15 protein-coding genes are annotated in these 17276 nt (G+C 51.9%); 13 read left to right on the plus strand and 2 right to left on the minus strand.

Annotation, left to right across the window (positions count from 1 at the left end; translation table 11 throughout):
- The first annotated feature begins 10 nt into the window (after window positions 1-10).
- From BUC26_RS14475 to BUC26_RS14490, 4 genes are all read left to right on the plus strand, one after another.
- On the plus strand, window positions 11-1501 hold the full coding sequence (locus BUC26_RS14475; protein WP_073377233.1) for an ATP-binding protein: 1491 nt from the start codon (window positions 11-13) through the stop codon (window positions 1499-1501).
- Window positions 1479-2906: a sigma-54-dependent transcriptional regulator gene (locus BUC26_RS14480; RefSeq protein WP_073377235.1), complete on the plus strand. Its 1428-nt coding sequence runs from the start codon at window positions 1479-1481 to the stop codon at window positions 2904-2906. The genes BUC26_RS14475 and BUC26_RS14480 overlap by 23 nt, the downstream gene beginning before the upstream one ends.
- 131 nt (window positions 2907-3037) lie before the next feature.
- Window positions 3038-3571, plus strand: a complete 534-nt coding sequence (locus BUC26_RS14485; RefSeq protein WP_244155864.1) for a universal stress protein — start codon at window positions 3038-3040, stop codon at window positions 3569-3571.
- Window positions 3568-4023, plus strand: a complete 456-nt coding sequence (locus BUC26_RS14490; protein ID WP_073377238.1) for a universal stress protein — start codon at window positions 3568-3570, stop codon at window positions 4021-4023. The genes BUC26_RS14485 and BUC26_RS14490 overlap by 4 nt, the downstream gene beginning before the upstream one ends.
- A 32-nt stretch (window positions 4024-4055) precedes the next feature.
- Here BUC26_RS14490 and BUC26_RS14495 read toward each other — a convergent pair whose 3' ends face one another.
- The gene (locus BUC26_RS14495) at window positions 4056-4418 is read right to left on the minus strand and encodes a response regulator (protein WP_073377240.1); all 363 of its coding nucleotides are present in this window, start codon (window positions 4416-4418) and stop codon (window positions 4056-4058) included.
- A gap of 116 nt (window positions 4419-4534) precedes the next feature.
- A complete protein-coding gene (locus BUC26_RS14500; RefSeq protein ID WP_073377241.1) occupies window positions 4535-4960 on the minus strand; it encodes a response regulator in 426 nt (141 codons plus the stop codon).
- Window positions 4961-5227: 267 nt separating this feature from the next.
- Here BUC26_RS14500 and BUC26_RS14505 point away from each other — a divergent pair, with 267 nt between their 5' ends.
- From BUC26_RS14505 to BUC26_RS14545, 9 genes are all read left to right on the plus strand, one after another.
- Window positions 5228-6892, plus strand: coding sequence for a sensor histidine kinase (locus tag BUC26_RS14505; RefSeq protein WP_073377243.1), 1665 nt, complete (start codon window positions 5228-5230; stop codon window positions 6890-6892).
- Between the two features lie 45 nt (window positions 6893-6937).
- Window positions 6938-7366, plus strand: a complete 429-nt coding sequence (locus BUC26_RS14510) for a response regulator (protein WP_073377245.1) — start codon at window positions 6938-6940, stop codon at window positions 7364-7366.
- Window positions 7367-7489: 123 nt separating this feature from the next.
- A complete protein-coding gene (locus BUC26_RS14515; protein WP_073377247.1) occupies window positions 7490-8779 on the plus strand; it encodes a sulfite exporter TauE/SafE family protein in 1290 nt (429 codons plus the stop codon).
- Window position 8780: 1 nt separating this feature from the next.
- Window positions 8781-9470 (plus strand): hypothetical protein, encoded by a 690-nt coding sequence (locus BUC26_RS14520; RefSeq protein WP_073377249.1) that lies wholly within the window; start codon window positions 8781-8783, stop codon window positions 9468-9470.
- Between the two features lie 86 nt (window positions 9471-9556).
- Window positions 9557-12145, plus strand: coding sequence for a PEP/pyruvate-binding domain-containing protein (locus BUC26_RS14525; protein ID WP_073377251.1), 2589 nt, complete (start codon window positions 9557-9559; stop codon window positions 12143-12145).
- 1 nt (window position 12146) lies between these two features.
- A complete protein-coding gene (locus BUC26_RS14530) occupies window positions 12147-12533 on the plus strand; it encodes a response regulator (protein ID WP_073377253.1) in 387 nt (128 codons plus the stop codon).
- Between the two features lie 199 nt (window positions 12534-12732).
- Window positions 12733-13965, plus strand: a complete 1233-nt coding sequence (locus tag BUC26_RS14535) for a PAS domain S-box protein (RefSeq protein WP_161949866.1) — start codon at window positions 12733-12735, stop codon at window positions 13963-13965.
- 71 nt (window positions 13966-14036) lie between these two features.
- Window positions 14037-15434 (plus strand): flavocytochrome c, encoded by a 1398-nt coding sequence (locus BUC26_RS14540; RefSeq protein ID WP_073377257.1) that lies wholly within the window; start codon window positions 14037-14039, stop codon window positions 15432-15434.
- A gap of 183 nt (window positions 15435-15617) precedes the next feature.
- The gene (locus BUC26_RS14545; protein WP_073377259.1) at window positions 15618-17228 is read left to right on the plus strand and encodes a flavocytochrome c; all 1611 of its coding nucleotides are present in this window, start codon (window positions 15618-15620) and stop codon (window positions 17226-17228) included.
- The last annotated feature ends 48 nt before the right edge of the window (window positions 17229-17276 follow it).

A 17276-nucleotide genomic window follows, 5' to 3' on the forward strand; every position in this document is an offset into this window, starting at 1 on the left:
AGAGTGATTGATGCTTAGCGGAATCAGTCTCAGGGGAAGAGTTGCAACTATTTTTGTCCTGATGGCTCTGATCGTTACCGCTGGCGGTGTCGGCACCCTCTGGTATGCCTCTGAGGTCGACCGGATGTTCGATGATTTGGTGGATCGCGAACTTGTTCTATATAAGGAGGCGCAGGAAATGGAGTTGACTCTGGCCAACCAGAAAGGACTCCTGACCTATTATCTATTTGATGGGAACGGAAAATGGCTTAAATCGCTCGGCCAATACCGAGAAATGTTCAAGAACAGCCTGGAAGAGGCTTTGGCTCTTGACTTGACCGTTGAACAGCGGGAATCGCTTGGCCGGATTGCCGCCGGTTATCGAAGCTATATCGCTGCCAAAGATCTTGCCATCGAGAATTATCAGGAACGCACGATTGGTGAGGGCATTTCCCGATTGCATGAAAAGCAGCGCGACGAGTTTTTCGATCTGCTCGAGTTATGTCGTGGCTTCAGTAATGTTCAATGGCAGATTGTTCAGCAGACACAAGCGAAGAGTAACCGTCGTTCCACGTATTTGCGTCGACTGTCATATGCCGGTATCGTCACCTTCTTATCTCTCAGCGCCGTCTTTCTGTTCGTTATCTATCGGCAGATCCTCGTTCCTATCAGGGGACTGGCTCTCGCCACCGGAGGCTCTCCCGCTGAAAGTTCTCGCGATGAAGTCGGTTCACTGCGGCGATCATTGGAGGAAATGCTGCGTGATTTCGATGAAGCACATGACCAATTGGCAAAAAGCAGGAAACACTTGCGGCAGGCTGAACGGATGGCCATGGTCGGAGAACTGGCGGCGGGAGTTGCTCATACCATCAGAAATCCCTTTACCTCGATTAAAATGAGGCTTTTTTCCCTGAGCCGATCCCTTGAACTCAGTGATGTTCAGAATGAAGACCTCCAGGTGATTTCCGATGAGATCGGCAGAATCGATAAGATTGTTCAGAATTTTTTGGAGTTTTCCAGAACGCCGAAATTACGAATGGAGCCGTGTCATCTCGGAGGGTTGGTTCAGTCCGTCTTGAAGCTGCTCGAATATCGATTGAAGGAATACAACGCCGAAGTCTCTTTTCCTTTCGATCCGGATATGCCGAAGGTACCGGTTGATCCGGATCGTATCAAGGAAGCATTGATCAATCTGATTACCAATGCCTGTGAGGCGATGAATGAGGGTGGTCGCATCGAAATTCGTGAAGAACATCTAGAAGACGACGATCTCGGACTGGTCGCGGTCCTGACGGTAAAGGATTACGGTGGAGGCATCAGTGAAGACCTGGTGCATAAAGTTACCACGCCGTTTTTCACCACGAAAGAAGATGGCTCAGGATTGGGATTGAGCATTGTCGAGCGTATTGCCAAGGAACATAAGGGAAGACTGATTATCTCATCCGATCCCGGTCGGACTACGGAGTTTTCGTTGATGCTGCCAAAGAAGAGAGAGGGCGATGAGTCTGATTCTGATCATTGACGACGATAAGCAGTTGTGTCAGAGCTTTGCCAAGATCCTCACTCTTGAAGGATACCGGGTCGAAAGCGTGCATACCGGTCGGGCCGGGATCGAGGCGGTCGGGGTGGTTCAACCGGATCTGGTCATCCTTGACATCAGGCTGCCGGATATCAGCGGCATCCAAGTCTTTGATGCGATTCACCATTCTTTCCCGAAAGTGCCGGTGATCATTATTACCGCATTTGGCACCACCGAAACGGCCATTGGGGCGATTCGCAATGGCGCCTATGATTATATCTACAAACCGTTCGATGTCCCGGAGATGCTGCAGTTGATAGGAAAGGCCCTGATCGCCGGACGGTGCATGTCTTCGCCTGTGGAATTCAACCCGAACGTTGAAGAGATCTCCGGGCGTGAAGCGCTGGTCGGCAGCAGTGCTCAGATGCTTGAAGTCTACAAGACCATCGGCCGGGTGGCGGCCACCGATGCGACGGTATTGATCAGAGGTGAATCCGGTACCGGCAAAGAACTTGCCGCCCGGGCCATCTATAACCATTCCACCCGGGCCGACAAACCGTATATCGTTGTCAATTGTGTGGCTATTCCCGAGACACTGCTGGAAAGTGAATTGTTCGGCTACGAGAAAGGATCCTTTACCGGTGCCATGCATCGGCGGGTCGGTAAGATCGAGCAGGCGCGGGGTGGCACGGTTTTTCTTGATGAAATCGGCGATATGCCGATGAGCATTCAGGCAAAATTCCTCCGCCTACTCCAGGAAAACAGCATCGAGCGGCTCGGTGGGAAAGAGCCCGTCCAGGTTGACGTTCGTATCATCGCCGCAACCAATCGAGACCTCGAAGCGGCCGTTGCCAATGGTACTTTTCGTGAGGATCTCTACTATCGCCTGCGCGTGGTTTCTATCAGGATGCCGTCGCTGCGGGAACGCAAGGAAGACATTCCCGTTCTGTCAAAATTTCTTGTCTCTCGTTTGGCAGTCGATCTGTCAATGAGCAATCCCGGCATTTCGGAGACGGCGGCGGAGAAAATCGGGCAGTTCGATTGGCCCGGTAATATTCGCGAACTTGCCAATACGCTGAAACGAGCGCTGATATTTAATCGGGGCGCTCCAATACAACCGGAAGAAATCACCATCCCCCAGCTCAACCACGGTGCCGGTTCAGATACCCTTGAACCGTCTTCAACGGAACCGATACGTGATTGGGTGCGGGCCAATTTGGTTGGCGAAAAAAAGGAGCGACTCTTTGACTATTGCCTGGATCAGGTTGCCGCCGCGCTTGTCACGGAAGCACTTGAGCTCAACGGTGGAAACCGCTCGCAGGCGGCGCGACTTCTTGGTATTTCCCGACCGACATTGCATGCAAAGATGGAAAAATATCACCTCTATCCTGAAAAAATTCGGGAATAACAGATCTCTCTCCTGTCCTATCCTCGTTGTCTGTTAGACAGCTGCTTTTGTGGCGCGCGAATTGCATTTCCTGCAGTAGATAACATCGACAGTCAATTGTTCAGGCTCGTCGTTCGGCCGTACGGGTATTGTTGTTAAATGCTGAAGAATATCAAGGAGGACACAGGATGGTAGAAGTCAAGAAGATTCTGGCGTGTATTGATTTATCTGATTATTCAGAGGAGGTTCTGGATTATGCGATCACTCTTGCGCGGATGTTTCGGGCGGAAGTAGTGATTATCAATGTGATCAATAAACGGGAGATCGATGCGATATCGATGGCAGGGCAGCATTACCCTGAACTGGTCAATGTCGCGACGTATATGCAGCGCACCAAGGCCGATCGACGATCGCGAATCGAAACGCTGCTTGACAGCGTTTTTGCCGGAAACGGCATTGGTATCGCTATTCGGATTCAGGCTGGCGTTCCCTTCGAGGAAATCCTACTGGCAATCAACGAGGAAAAGGTTGACCTGGTGGTCCTTGGCAACAAGGGCAGGACCAACCTTGCCCGGACGCTTTTGGGAAGCCATGCGGAAAAAGTCTTTCGGCATAGCCCGGTTCCTGTTCTCAATGTCAGAAACCGTCAGAAATTCGCAGCAGCGGCGGAACGGAGGTCGAGGTGAAGGCGATTCGAAAGATTGTCGCCGGAATAGATCTTTCTCCATTTTCTTCCGGTATTTTGGCCTATGCCGGCGCCATTTCTGAAGGAGCCGGTGCCGAAGTGATCGCGGTGAATGTCATCGACCGGAATCTGGTCGATTCCGTTGAGACCATCTTTGCCAGAGAAAAACGTGATTTCTCAAGTAAACGTTTTCTCTCCGACGAAACTTACCGGCGAACTCAGGCGATGAGGGAATTGCTGGAGCATTCGTTGCCGCGGCACGTTCCTCGATCCATGAAAATCAGGTCCGGGATTCCGTTTACCGAAGTGCTCCGTGTGGTTGACGAAGAAGAGGCCGATCTGTTGGTCATATCGGCAAAAGGCGCAACGAATCAAAAGCGTCATTTGCTCGGCGGTACCTGTGAGAAGCTTTTCCGTCACGTCCCTGTTTCCGTTTTAGTTCTGCATTCCTAAACACCTCATAGAGCGGACGACTGGACGGGCGGTTATGCGATACCGCCCGTCTTCCGAGACATACAGCTGCGTACTGCTTCCTTCAGTTCCTTGATGCTGTTGGCATCTTTGTCGACGAAGCGGACGTGTTGCAGCGATTCGGTATATGCTCGTTGATCGTGGAACCCATGGATGATAATAGGGACGTTCTGTGCTGAGGCGCAGAGACTGCCTAGCAAATTTAGGCGGTATGGACAAAAAAGCTGCGGATCGAGAATAATCAGGTCAATCGATCCAGGCGAGGAGATGCTATCAAGAATATCCTGACCGTTTTTTGTCGAGAAGACCACATATCCCTCATCCTCCAGTTCACGTTTTAACAGGTCCCGGACCCTGCTGTTGCTATCCGTTATCATAATCCTGATTTGGTGTGGCTGGCGTGCGTATTCCATAGATCACATGTGTTGCCTGCTATCGGCAAGCGCACCCGTTATACGTCATGTTTGACAAACGAACCTTTACACGTTGTAAATTATTCTGACACTGCCAGGTCGTTTCGTGGAAAGTGCATCCTCAATTTCCCGGCGGCAAGATATTTGACCGAGTGAAATTGTATCAGACTGATCATTTCGTCGAGATCAAACGGCTTGGCAAGGAACGCGTCTGCACCCATCTGCAGGGCTTTGACTCGACAGAGGGCATCCCGGCAGCCGGTCATCAGAAAAACGATGGTAGTCTCGTCCAACTCCTTAACCTTCCTGATGATCTCCATCCCGCTCGTATCGCCCAATTGCAGATCGGTAATGACCAGGTCAAAACGATCGAACAGCAAGTACCTGACACCTTCTGCACCGCTCTGTGCGGCGACTGTTTCATGTCCGTTGTTCGTGAGGATTGTTTCCAGTAGCTCGCGAACGATTGCTTCGTCGTCGACAATGAGGATGCGCAGGGGAATCATGACTACCTCCGGTTCAGTGGAATGAGCGAGTGTCTTCAGTGATTCTGTAGCATAAATCGTTCCAGACACGGATTTCCTGCACATGGCACGGTGCTTGCTAAATCCCTCTTAAGGGGAGTGGCCGCCGACGGGGAGAGCGTGATGAAAACTCGGTCTTATTACGTGGAAAACGGCGCGTAGCACGCTCACCTGAAAGGTCGGATCAGGTCTTTCCGTCGGTTTGGCAGGGAATGATCACGAGATTGTTCTGATGGGTTGAGAAGGTGCATGGAACGAAAAAGAAAATATTATGTGATGATCATCCGGCGGTTGCTTCTCGCATTTTTTTGCTTGAGTATCCTGCCGATCCTGAGTTTTGCCTGGCTTGTGAAAGATTCCGTGGAACAGATGAATATCGTCAAACTGGAAGAACAGGCAAACAATACAATAGAACATCGTGCGGAAGTCATCGCTTTGTTTCTCCAGGATCGGCTTAACCTGCTGACCATGATAGTCGAGCTGTATCCTCCCGAGCAGCTCATGGCCCAGGAGACCATCGAAGAACTTTTTTTGGCGTTTGGCAAAAATGGCGACATTGTCGATTTGCATGTAATTGATAGTAGCGGCTACCAGCACGGTTATGTCGGACCGTACTGGAGCCAGATAGTCGGAAAAACCTACAATGATGCATCCTGGTTCAAGGAGACGCTGATCAACGGCGTCCACATCAGCCATGTCTTTCTCGGATACCGCAACGTTCCCCATTTTGTCATCGCGGTCACGGATCCTCTAAAGACATTTGTTTTGAGGGCGACTATCAATTCAAGCATCTTCAATTCTCTGCTGCTTTCGGCGCAACTCGGGCCAAACAGCGATGCTTTCATCGTCAATCGGGCCGGAGAATTCCAAACACCCAGTCTTCTTGATCAGCAATCATTGTCTGAGCAAGAAAAAACATTGATTTCATCGGATACGAAGGCGGGACCGTTTCATATTGGCGGCTATGTGTACGCGACACGCTGGATCGGTAATAAACACTGGCTCCTGGTCCTGAAAGCAAGCATCGATGACTCCCTGAAATTCTACTACACAATCCGGGATCGAATTCTCTTAATATTTTCGGTGATAGCACTTCTCTCGCTGCTGCTGGCAACATTTATAACCGTATTGCTGACTCGCCGAATCGAGAAAGCCGATCGTGAGTACGCTGCTGCCACCATGCAATTCTCGCATATCGAGAAGATGGCTACCATCGGCAGGCTTGCCGCCGGTATTGCACACGAGATCAACAATCCGTTGCAATTGATAACCAGCCAGGCCGGTTGGATCAAAGAGTTGTTGCCGGAAGAAGACCCAAACACCGTAAAAAATCTTGAAGAGTATCAAAAAGCGGTTGAGCAGATTCAGTATCATGTGCGCCGGGCCGGCACAATAACCCATCGACTTCTCGGTTTTTCAAGGAAAATGTCGGCCGAAAAAGGAAGTGTCCGAATCAACGATTTACTGGAAGAGACCATCTCCTTTATCGAACGGGAGGCGGACAATAACTCGATTGCCGTCATCAAGAACTTTTCCGAGGAGATGCCGCCGATTCTTACCGATGGCCCGCAACTCCAGCAGGTTTTCCTGAACCTGCTCAACAACGCGCTGGATGCGATCGGCAGGAGAGGGATGATTGAGATCGCCACCCGCCTTCATGCTGATCAGAGACTGGTGATCACCTTTGCAGATAACGGCCCGGGGATGAAGCCCGAACAACTCAAACAGATATTCGATCCTTTTTTCACCACGAAAGATCCAAACAAGGGGACCGGCCTTGGGTTGTACATCAGTTACGACATCATCAAGAAGCTTGGTGGCGAGATCACCGGGGAAAATAGAGAACAGGGCGGCATGCTCTTCACCATTATCCTGCCGCTTACCGGAAGCGGTGCTGCCGGCGATAACAGGTGATCGAGACGGCTGTCTCAATAATTAAAGAGTCCAGAGGAGGAAAGAATGAAACAATTTAACGTTCTGATCGTCGATGATGAGGATGAATTCCGGGACCTGACGATAAAACGGCTCACCAAGAAGGGGCTGATCGTCGAAGGAGCCGAAAGCGGTCGGAAAGCACTCGATATCATCAAGACCGGACGGATCGATGTGGTGGTGCTCGATGTCAAAATGCCCGGAATGGACGGCATTGAAACTCTCGGTCACATCCGCGCTCTCCAGCCGTTGGTCGAGGTGGTGTTATTGACCGGCCACGCCTCGGTCGAGTCTGGCATCGAAGGGATGAAATTGGGTGCCTTTGATTATCTGATGAAACCCATCGAGTTGGAGCCGCTGCTCGAAAAACTTAATGATGCTTATGAGAAAAAGCGGCTGCACGAAGAAAAAATCGAGCAGGCGATGATCAAGAAACACATGGCGATGCCCAGTTGACGTAACGTTCCACACGTTGTGCAAGAGCTTGAATGAAAAGCATTTAGTGCCCGTTCTACAGGGAAACTGCCCGGGCGGGAACTCGTCCGGAGAAGATTAACGTACACATAAAAGGGAACTGCTATGAAATGTTGTAGGGATTTCTATCAACTGATGCTCAAGGGATCGCAAGCGCATGCCCGGTGGGAGTTGGAGATGTCGACGAACATCCTGACGAGCCGAAAACGGCAGATACTGCTGTTCCTCATGTTGCTACCTATTTTGCTCGGTGGTATCGCACTTGCCGGCGGGGATGGGGCCGGGCTGCCCGGGATGCTTGGCGGGAAATCGGCCTATATGCCGTCCCACTACACTAACCTGATCTTTTTTGCCTCGATCTTCGTCGGACTCTGCGCCGGCTTGATCACCGGCTGCATTGGTGCCGGCGGCGGTTTCATCATCGCGCCCGCTCTGATGAGCGTCGGCGTCAAAGGAATTTTGGCGGTGGGCACCGATCTGTTCCACATCTTCGCCAAAGCGATCATGGGCAGCGTGCTCCATCGCAAACTCGGCAACGTCTCCATTTCGCTGGCGGTGACCTTTCTTATCGGCTCTCTTGCCGGTGCTACTGTGGGTGGCATACTCAACCGCTTCCTCTATGACCTCAATCCGGTGCTGAGCGACATGTTTATCACCGCTGTCTATGTCTTCATGCTCGGTTTCCTGTCGTTCTATGCCATGACCGACTTCATGAGATCGAGAAGAGCCAGCGTGAGCAAGGCCACACGCGGGCGGGGCAGTTCGGAGAACAGAGAGGCGGAGGAGATCCCGCCGCTTGGCCGGCGTTTGCAGTCAGTCAATATCCCGCCGATGCTCACCTTCGACGAGGGCATTACCCCCGGAGGCCGCAAAATTTCCTGCATTTTTCTGATTGTCAGCGGTTTTATCGTCGGCTTTGTCGCCGCTATTATGGGCGTCGGCGGCGGCTTCCTGACGTTTCCGATCTTCGTCTACGGCCTTGGTGTTTCATCGGCTACGACAGTGGGTACCGATATTTTTCAGATCGTCTTCACGGCCGGTTACACGTCCATCAGTCAGTACGCCATTTACGGTTTTGTCTTTTATACCCTGGCCATGGGGATGCTGCTCGGCTCGTTGATCGGCGTGCAGATCGGCTCGCTGGTAACCAAGGTTGTGCCCGGTCTGACCATCCGCGGGTTCTTCGCCGTGGCGGTGACTGCCGGCTTTATCAACCGCTTCTTCGCCCTGCCGCAGAAGCTCGCGAGTATGGAATATATAACGTTGAGCAAGCAGGCGGGAGCGATCCTGAACATGATCGGCAATGTCCTCTTTTTTGGTGCAATCACTGCGTTCACCGTTTGGGTTTTTTACGTTTTCTTTACCAACATCAAAGAGCTGAAGGGAGAACACTGATATGAGTATGCAACAGAAACTAAAAACCAGGGGTATTTTGATGCTGGTGGGTTTTTTCGCCGTCCTGGTGGTGATTTTCCTGCCGGTTTTCCCAGGAAAGGTAAATGGTCTTGATTACACGGACAACATCTTTAACATGATATCCAAGGGATCATCCTACTTCATTCCGGCAACGCTGCAGGAAAGCGAATTGTACAAGGGCAAGACCATTGACGTGACCGTTAAACTGGCCGATGCCGCCCAGGCGGAGCAGGTCGCCGGCCAACTGGCGAACGCCGGAGTTACGGTGTCGGTCAACGACAACGAACTGGCGGTCAATGGCGACATGGCGTCGATCACCACTGCCAGTCTGGCGGATGCGGATTTGATTTTCAATAACAACGGAACGCCGCTGGTGGAAAAGTATGGGTATTCCGAACGTCAGGTCATGTACAATTGGTGGACCCTCTTTAAGAAGATCACCCCGGAGTTGAATAAGCAGAAAATGTTTGCCGCCGCCAAATTTTTCGGCAATGTCGAGAAAAAAGCGCTTGAGCCGGCTTATAATTATTATGGTGTTGAAGCCATCAAGTGGCAGGAACACATCGGCCTGATTCTGGTGGCCTTGGCCTTCTATGTTGTTTACACTCTGTGGTATGGGTTTGGTATCATGTACCTTTTTGAAGGGCTCGGACTGAAGATCAGCCATTGATCGGTGTGCCTGGCACACTATCCTGCAGGATCGTCACGGTGGTACACCATACCCGCGATCCTGCAGGAGCACAGGGGCGGTGATACATGCGACGAATCGTTTCGTTTTTGAAGAGCAAGCTGGTTCGGGCCCCGGCACCACCGCCCGCAGTTCCTCCCGAAGGGGACCTGCGGGCCGCTTTTCGCAAACGCTACGCTCATTTTCGCAGTCTGCTGACGGCCAACAATAATACACTGCAGGCGATGGCCGACCTCGAACAGGTCTTCTACAGCGGCCAGAGCTATCGAATGGCGGTGATTCGCTCAAAAATCACCACTATCCTCGTCAATGTCTACAAGATGATTCGCGACCTGATAGCCATGGGAGATGGCAAGTATCAAGAACTCATCCCCGTGTTTGAACGGATCAGCTCGAAACTGGAGTTGATCGTCGATCGCAAGCCGGAGTACCAGTCCGGTCCGATGATCGTCCCCCTGGCGGAGTGCAACTCCGAGCAGCACCACCTGGTCGGCGACAAGATGGCTCGTCTTGGTATGATATCTCGCCTTGAAGGGATTTCTGTGCCGCCGGGGTTTGTCGTTTCGGCGACAGCCACGAGACATTTCCTCGCCGATCACCTCGATGAAATCAACCGCAGGCTGCAAGTGCTCGAGTCGGACGACCTTGACGGCCTCTATCGAACCTGTGCCGAGCTCCGCGAGATGATCACAACAGCCCCGCTGCCGGGGGATCTTCAGGAACTCTTGCAGGTACATTACTCTCGGTTGGAAAAGATCTCTCAACCCGGCTGCCGAGTCGCCTTGCGGTCCAGTGCCCTCGGAGAGGACAGCCGAGGCATATCTTTTGCCGGTTTATACAATACGATGCTTGATGCCGATCGGTCGACGCTCGTTTCCGGTTATAAAGAGGTGATCGCCGGCAAGTACGGAGCACGGGCGATCGCCTACCGCCGCCGCCGCGGCTATCGCCACGAAGACATAGAGATGTGTGTCGGTTGCATGGTGATGATCGATGCTCGGGTCGGTGGAGTAATCTATACGCGTGATCCTGCCAACCGGGATGGTGATGTTTTGCATGTGATTGTTACTTCTGGTCTCGGCAAGGGGGTCGTCGACGGAACCGGCGACTCCGAATTGATACGTTTGCAGCGCCGCTTCCCGCACGTTTCAACTGACAATTCGGCCACTCCATCGCTCGGTCCGTCTGCGGCGGCGGCTTCGCTGGTGAATGAGGAACTCCTGTCTCGTCTGGCCGTTGCGGCGTTGAAGATTGAAGCGGCGTTTGGCGAGCCCCAGGATATAGAATGGGCCCTTGATCACAACGATAAACTGTATATCCTGCAGAGTCGCCCCCTACAGATTGATGATGATGAAACCGGGGCAGCATCTGTTGAGCCCGCGGCAGCAGCAGATCCAGGGGAACCGCCTCTGATTCGCGGCGGCGTGTGTGTGTCCCGGGGCGTATGCTGCGGTGAAATATGCCGGGTAGAGAGTGAACAGGACCTCGGGACTGTTGCCAAGGGAGCAATCGTCGTGGTCAGCCACCCTTTGCCGGAATGGGCGCCGCTGTTGAACCAGGTAGCCGGCATCATAGCCGAAACCGGCAGCGAGGCCGGTCATCTGGCCACTGTTTCCCGGGAATTCGGCGTCCCGGCGCTGTTTGGAGTGGATGGCGCGATGTCCCTGCTGACGGATGGTTTACAGATCACGCTGCATGCGGATGACTGCGCTGTCTATCGCGGTCGGCGTGATGGTTTGCTCGTGGCACGACCAGTCGCAAAAGACCCGATGGCTGGTAGCCCCGTCCAGCGTTTGCTTACCGAGGCGATGCAACTGGTCACCCCGCTGAATCTGACGGATCCGGATGCGGCACAGTTCAAGCCCTCCTGGTGTGAAACGATCCACGATATCACCCGGTTCTGCCATGAAAAGTCGGTGACGGCGATGTTCAGCTTCGGACGCACGCATCATTTTGACGAGGGGAGGGCCAAGCGTCTGGTTGGAGAGGTGCCGTTGGAGTGGTGGGTCGTCGACCTGGCCGATGGTCTGCGCCCGGGGATCGACGATGACGCAAAAACGCTTCGCATTGAAGATGTCGTTTCGGTCCCGATGCAGGCCATCTGGAACGGGCTTATTGCCTATCCCTGGCAGGGCCCACCACCGGTCAGTGCCCGGGGGTTCGGTTCGATTATCTTCCAATCGACGATGCGGCCGGAGATCGATCCGTCCGTTGCTTCCCGGCTGACGGTCAAAAATTACTTTCTCGTTTCCAAACACTTCTGTCATCTCAGTGTCCGGCTCGGCTACCACTATGCGCTGATCGAGGCCTACCTCAGTGACCTGCTGACGGAAAGCTATGTGACCTTTCGCTTCAAAGGCGGTGCGGCGGACATGGGGCGAAAAACACTCCGCGTGCAGTTGCTGGCTGAGACCCTGGAACATTACGGGTTCCGGGTCGAACTGCAGGCCGATTCCTTGCTCGCCCGCCTCAAGAAACGTCCCGCCGACTATCTGGAGACACGGCTCCAGGTTCTCGGCTATCTCATTTTGCATTCCAGACAACTCGACATGATCATGGACCAGGTCGGGTCCCTGGAGCGCTACCGTGACAAATTCTTTGCGGAGATCGATTCGATGTTTGCCGAAGCACCTCTGCACGCTCTGGAGGAACATTGACATGGCCTCTTCACCCAAAGTCCTGCTCGTCGATGACGAGCGTGAATTTCTTGATATCATGTCGAGATATTTCACTCGCAGAAATATCGATTTCGCCGTGGCGGATGGTTGTCTGCAAGCCCTGGACCAACTCGACAACGGCTCGTTCGACGTGGTGGTCATGGATGTCAGCATGCCCGGACTTGACGGTCTGGAGTGCATGGAAGAAATCAAGAAACTGTATCCGGCGGTGGAAGTCATCATCCTCACCGGCCATGCCGCACCACACACCAGCCTTGTCGGCATGAAAAAAGGGGCCTTTGATTATTGCCTGAAACCAATCGATTTTGCGGAACTGCATGAAAAAATCCAGCTTGCCCGCAAAGCCATTGAGGAAAGAAAAGGTTAACGGCGCATTCGCCCTGGACCGGGTAATAACCTTGCCTATCTTGGCTTCAATATGGAGTCCAGAGGGAAATAAAGAGTCGTTTATTTCACTCTGAACCCCATATTTTTTTGTCCGCCGGCAATGTTGTGGTTGTGGTCGCATTGACCAGGCTCGATCTGAATATCTAGAAGATATGTATCATGTTGGTTCGGATCTACTTATGAAACAGGAAGAACAGTGCTGTCAGCAGCGGGTTGGAAAAAGTTATTATGAGGTTATTTTCCTCAACACCAATAATCTGATTCTTATCGTCGGCGACGACGGGGTCATTGTCGAGGCAAATCCCAAGGCATACAAGGTTTTTCAGGAGCAGAAGCTGGTTGGTAGATTCTTCGGAGAACTACTTGATTTGGATAGCAATATTTTGCAAATAATTAAGGAACGGTATCCATTTGACCAGCAGCATGAGATCGATGTGCGGATTGGTAATGAGAGTCTTATCTTCAAGATGAACGTTTCGCCGTTATTGGGCGATTCCAATTTGACTGCAGGGGTCATAGCGATTCTCAACGACCTTACACCTGAGGTTGACAACAGGGTGTTGATCGAGAGTGAAATGATGTGTCATGTTCAAGAAAAGGCGCATTTGGATAAAATGCTGGAAATGATTTTTCTTTCTGTCGGCGAAGGCATACTCTTGGTCGATGAGGATAGAGAAATTGTTCGTGCAAATTCCCAGGCAAGCGAAATTTTCGGGATATTGGAGCAAAAGCTATGCGGAGAGGAACTGGAATACCTAACTGATGGGGAGGGGATGCAAATTCTCAATGGCTTGTTTAACTCATTGGTGGAGGGGGAAAAGCAGCAGGCGGAAATTACCGGTCATTACAGTAATGGTCATCAGTTCCCAATTGCCGTGACGGTAACGCGGGTCGATTTTCGTAAAAGGAAATTCTGGCCGATTATCGTCAGGGATATTACCGAACAAAAAGAATATGAAATAAAATTGCAGTATGAAATGAAACGTAGCGAAGAGATGAATGTGACATTGAGCAATGTGCTGAAGTCGATCGAAAAAGATCGCCGGGAGCGCGAGCAGCAGGTTAAGAATAAGGTCAAGCAATCGCTGCTGCCGTCATTGCAGAAAATGACAAAAACAAATGATCTTGAGATCCGGTCAACATACAGGGAATTGATCGCGCAACAGCTAATTGAGTTGACCTCCGGATTTGAGTCGAGACTTGATGCCGGTCTGTTAAAGCTAACCGGGACGGAAATAGCGATTTGCCGGGTTATTCAGGCAGGACGTTCCGGGAAAGAGATCTGTGAACTGATGAATCTGGCTTTCGAGACACTCCAGACGCACCGCAAGAATATTCGAAAAAAACTCGGATTAAGAGGAAGAAAAGTAAACTTACAGGCGTATCTGGCGGGAAAGAACTGTGACGTGTGACGATGCAACGGAGGCGGAGAGAAAAAACGTCTTAAAGCAAGAGCAGAACTTCCGGGTTGAGGAAACGCTTTATGTGGGATCTTGAATATGATGTCGTTGTCGTCGGAAGTGGGTTTGCCGGGTTGGCGACTGCCCTGGAAGCACATGAGGGCGGAGCGACGGTAATTGTACTGGAAAAAATGCATGCGCCGGGAGGGAATTCGTCGATCAGTGGCGGGTTGGTCGCGGCAGCAGCCTCACCTTTACAGGAAGAACTGGGAATTGTGGACTCGCCGGAGCTATTGGCTAAGGATATGTTCAAGGCGGGTCAAGATATGAATCATCATGATTTGGTAAAGATCGTTGCCGAACAGTCGACCGATGCGTTGCGCTGGACGATCGAAAAACTTGGTGTTGAATATAAACCTTGCCTCAACATTCTGGGGGGACACTCGGTAGCCCGTACATATAATACGGCTAACGCCTCAGGGTCAGGAATTATTCGGCCGATGCTGCAGGCGTGCCGGAAAAATAATATTCAGATCCGGATGAAGGCGATGTTGTCTGAAATAGTAAGAAAGCCTAATGGTCGTGTTGAAGGTGTAGTGATCAAAGACGGTTATCTCTTTCCAAGCGGGAAGAGTGGCACACCGTTGCGTATTCGCGCCAGGCGTGGTGTCGTTTTAGCCACTGGCGGATACAGTCGGGATATCGCCTTTAGAACCATACAAAACCCCATCCTGAATGAAAAAATCGAGAGTACGAATCAACCGGGCGCGACAGCCGAAGGACTGGTAGCTGCGTTAAAGATCGGAGCTACGCCTATACAACTGGCCCACATACAACTCGGGCCATGGGCGTCTTCAGACGAAGCAGGGTTTGGTGTCGGATCGATGTTCAGCATGCTGGCCGGGTTCCCGTACGGTATTCTGGTCGATGCCCGCACCGGGAAGCGCTTTGTTAACGAGTTGTCAGACCGCCGTTTACGGGTGGATGCGATGTTGAAAAAAAAGCGATTTTCGATCGCTATTACCGACAGCTCCGGAGTGCGGTTTGCGTCAACTCTTAATAAATGTCTGAAGCGAGGAGTTGTCCGGCAGTATGAAACCATTGAGCAATTGGCGATCGAAAATAACATCAAGCTCGATAACCTGTTGGTAACAATTGAGCGTTACAACCGGTCGGTCAGTCTCGGACACGACATGGACTTCGGCAAACCGCTGCAAAAAGATCTGCAAGCGATAGAAACGCCTCCCTTTTACGCAATTCGTCTGACACCGAAGGTTCATCATTGTATGGGAGGAGTGCAGATAGATCGGGAAGGAAGAGTACTAGATATTGAAACCCATGAACCGATCCCGGGCCTGTTCGCGGCGGGTGAGGTAACCGGTGGAATTCACGGAGCGAGCCGGCTGGGCAGCGTTGCAATTACCGATTGCCTGGTTTTCGGTAGAATTGCCGGCCGCAACGCGGCAAATGAGCCCTTTTGATTGCCGTGTCTTCAATGATGTTCAGTCTGTTTTATTATCGGGTAGGAACTTATACCCGATAACTCCCCGAAACGTCCCCTACGATAAAATTGCTGAAGTGTCTATTATGGATACACAGACCATCCAAATAGTTGTCAGCGACCTGTCTTTGTGGACAGGTAAATATCATAAGGAGGCGAGACGATGACAAGAGAAATCAATACGGAAAGAAGGGATTTTTTGAAAAAAAGTGCGGTGGCCGGTGTTATCGCCACAGGCGGTCTGGCGTTCGGTCTAGGCGGCGGGCCTAAGGAGGCCGAGGCGAGGCCGGTTCCTGAGAAATGGGATGAGGAATTTGATGTAATTGTCGTCGGTAGCGGTTTTGCCGGACTGGCGGCGGCAATCAGCGCCAAGGAATCTGGTGCCGAAAAGGTCGTTATCCTCGAGAAGATGCCGGTATCAGGCGGGAATTCAACGATCAATGGCGGCCTTCTGGCGGTTGTCAATTCACAGCTGCAACTAAAGGAAGGGGTCAAGGATTCTGTTGAGCTGTACATGAACGATCTGCTCAAGGCCGGCCGTGGTCTCAATCATGTAGACCTGATCAAAATCGTTGCAATGAAAGGGCAGGACCTTCCTGAATGGTGCTCGGAACGTGGTGTTGAATGGAACCCGAAACTGGAGCATTTGGGAGGCCATTCTGTTGCCAGAACGTATCTGACCACGGTTTCTTCAGGTTCGGGTATTGTCAGACCGTTGACGAAATATTACCAGGAGCAGCTTGGTGGGATTTTAAAAACCGGTGTTAAACTGGTTGGCGTTATCAGGGATGAGGCCGAAACTGAAGAGGCCCCTGGTAAGATACTCGGCGTTGAGGTTCAGGACGGCTATAAGTTTAACTACAAATCAACGGACGGAGATCTCAACAACACCAGTGGTACCAAAAAATATTACCGGGCCAAGAAAGGTGTCGTTATCGCTACCGGCGGGTTCAGTCAGGATCCCTTTTTCCGTGGAGCCCAGGATCCGAACCTGGCCAAGCCGACCAACCAGCTCGACAGTACCAACCAGCCGGGAGCAACCGCGGAAACAATCGAAGAGTTGCTCAAACTCGGCGCGGTGCCGGTGCATCTGAGCTGGATTCAATCAGGACCGTGGGCGTCGCCGAACGAGAAAGGCTTTGGTGTCGGTTCTTCGTATCAGATCGCCGCCGGGTTCCGGTTCGGTATCATGATCGATAAGACGACCGGCAAACGGTTCATGAATGAGCTTGCCGATAGACGAACCAGGGCGCTGGCGATGTTCAAGGTCATTGGCGATCCGAGCAAACCGAATTACCCGTTTACGGTTGCCGATAGTCAGGAAGGTGTCCTTGCTGCGCAGACCCTTGATAAGTGTCTGGAACGCGATGTTGTTCTTAAGTTTGAGACCCTTGATGCGATTGCAGAACACTTCAACGTGCCGGTTGAACCGTTCAAACAGCAAATCAAGGAGTACAATGACGCTGTCAACGCCAAAACAGATGAACAGTTTGGAAAACCGATCGACAAGGTCATGAAGCCGATTGAAAAGGCTCCTTTCTATGTGATGGAAGGTGTGCCGAAAGTCCACCATACGATGGGCGGCGTTATGATCAATACGGAAGGGAAGGTGATCGAAGGGTCTACCCAGAAACCGATTCCCGGCCTGTATGCGGCGGGCGAGGTTGTCGGCGGGCCTCACGGCGCGAGTCGCCTGGGAAGCTGTGCGATCCCTGATTGCCTTGTCTTCGGCCGGATTTGCGGTAGTAACGTTGTGAAAGAAAAAGAGAAGTAATAGTAGCTAGTGACTTCGTCCGGTGAACCTCGATGCCGGCGGTAGACC

Source organism: Desulfofustis glycolicus DSM 9705 (genome assembly GCF_900130015.1).
GTDB lineage: Bacteria > Desulfobacterota > Desulfobulbia > Desulfobulbales > Desulfocapsaceae > Desulfofustis > Desulfofustis glycolicus.

Excerpts from the sequence above, each read along its gene's own strand:
- BUC26_RS14475 (WP_073377233.1), top strand. The coding sequence starts at position 11 with ATGCTTAGCGGAATCAGTCTCAGGGGAAGAGTTGCAACTATTTTTGTC.
- BUC26_RS14480 (WP_073377235.1), top strand. The coding sequence starts at position 1,479 with ATGAGTCTGATTCTGATCATTGACGACGATAAGCAGTTGTGTCAGAGC.
- BUC26_RS14495 (WP_073377240.1), bottom strand. The coding sequence starts at position 4,418 with ATGATAACGGATAGCAACAGCAGGGTCCGGGACCTGTTAAAACGTGAA.
- BUC26_RS14500 (WP_073377241.1), bottom strand. The coding sequence starts at position 4,960 with ATGATTCCCCTGCGCATCCTCATTGTCGACGACGAAGCAATCGTTCGC.
- BUC26_RS14505 (WP_073377243.1), top strand. The coding sequence starts at position 5,228 with ATGGAACGAAAAAGAAAATATTATGTGATGATCATCCGGCGGTTGCTT.
- BUC26_RS14510 (WP_073377245.1), top strand. The coding sequence starts at position 6,938 with ATGAAACAATTTAACGTTCTGATCGTCGATGATGAGGATGAATTCCGG.
- BUC26_RS14515 (WP_073377247.1), top strand. The coding sequence starts at position 7,490 with ATGAAATGTTGTAGGGATTTCTATCAACTGATGCTCAAGGGATCGCAA.
- BUC26_RS14520 (WP_073377249.1), top strand. The coding sequence starts at position 8,781 with ATGAGTATGCAACAGAAACTAAAAACCAGGGGTATTTTGATGCTGGTG.
- BUC26_RS14525 (WP_073377251.1), top strand. The coding sequence starts at position 9,557 with ATGCGACGAATCGTTTCGTTTTTGAAGAGCAAGCTGGTTCGGGCCCCG.
- BUC26_RS14530 (WP_073377253.1), top strand. The coding sequence starts at position 12,147 with ATGGCCTCTTCACCCAAAGTCCTGCTCGTCGATGACGAGCGTGAATTT.
- BUC26_RS14535 (WP_161949866.1), top strand. The coding sequence starts at position 12,733 with ATGAAACAGGAAGAACAGTGCTGTCAGCAGCGGGTTGGAAAAAGTTAT.
- BUC26_RS14540 (WP_073377257.1), top strand. The coding sequence starts at position 14,037 with ATGTGGGATCTTGAATATGATGTCGTTGTCGTCGGAAGTGGGTTTGCC.
- BUC26_RS14545 (WP_073377259.1), top strand. The coding sequence starts at position 15,618 with ATGACAAGAGAAATCAATACGGAAAGAAGGGATTTTTTGAAAAAAAGT.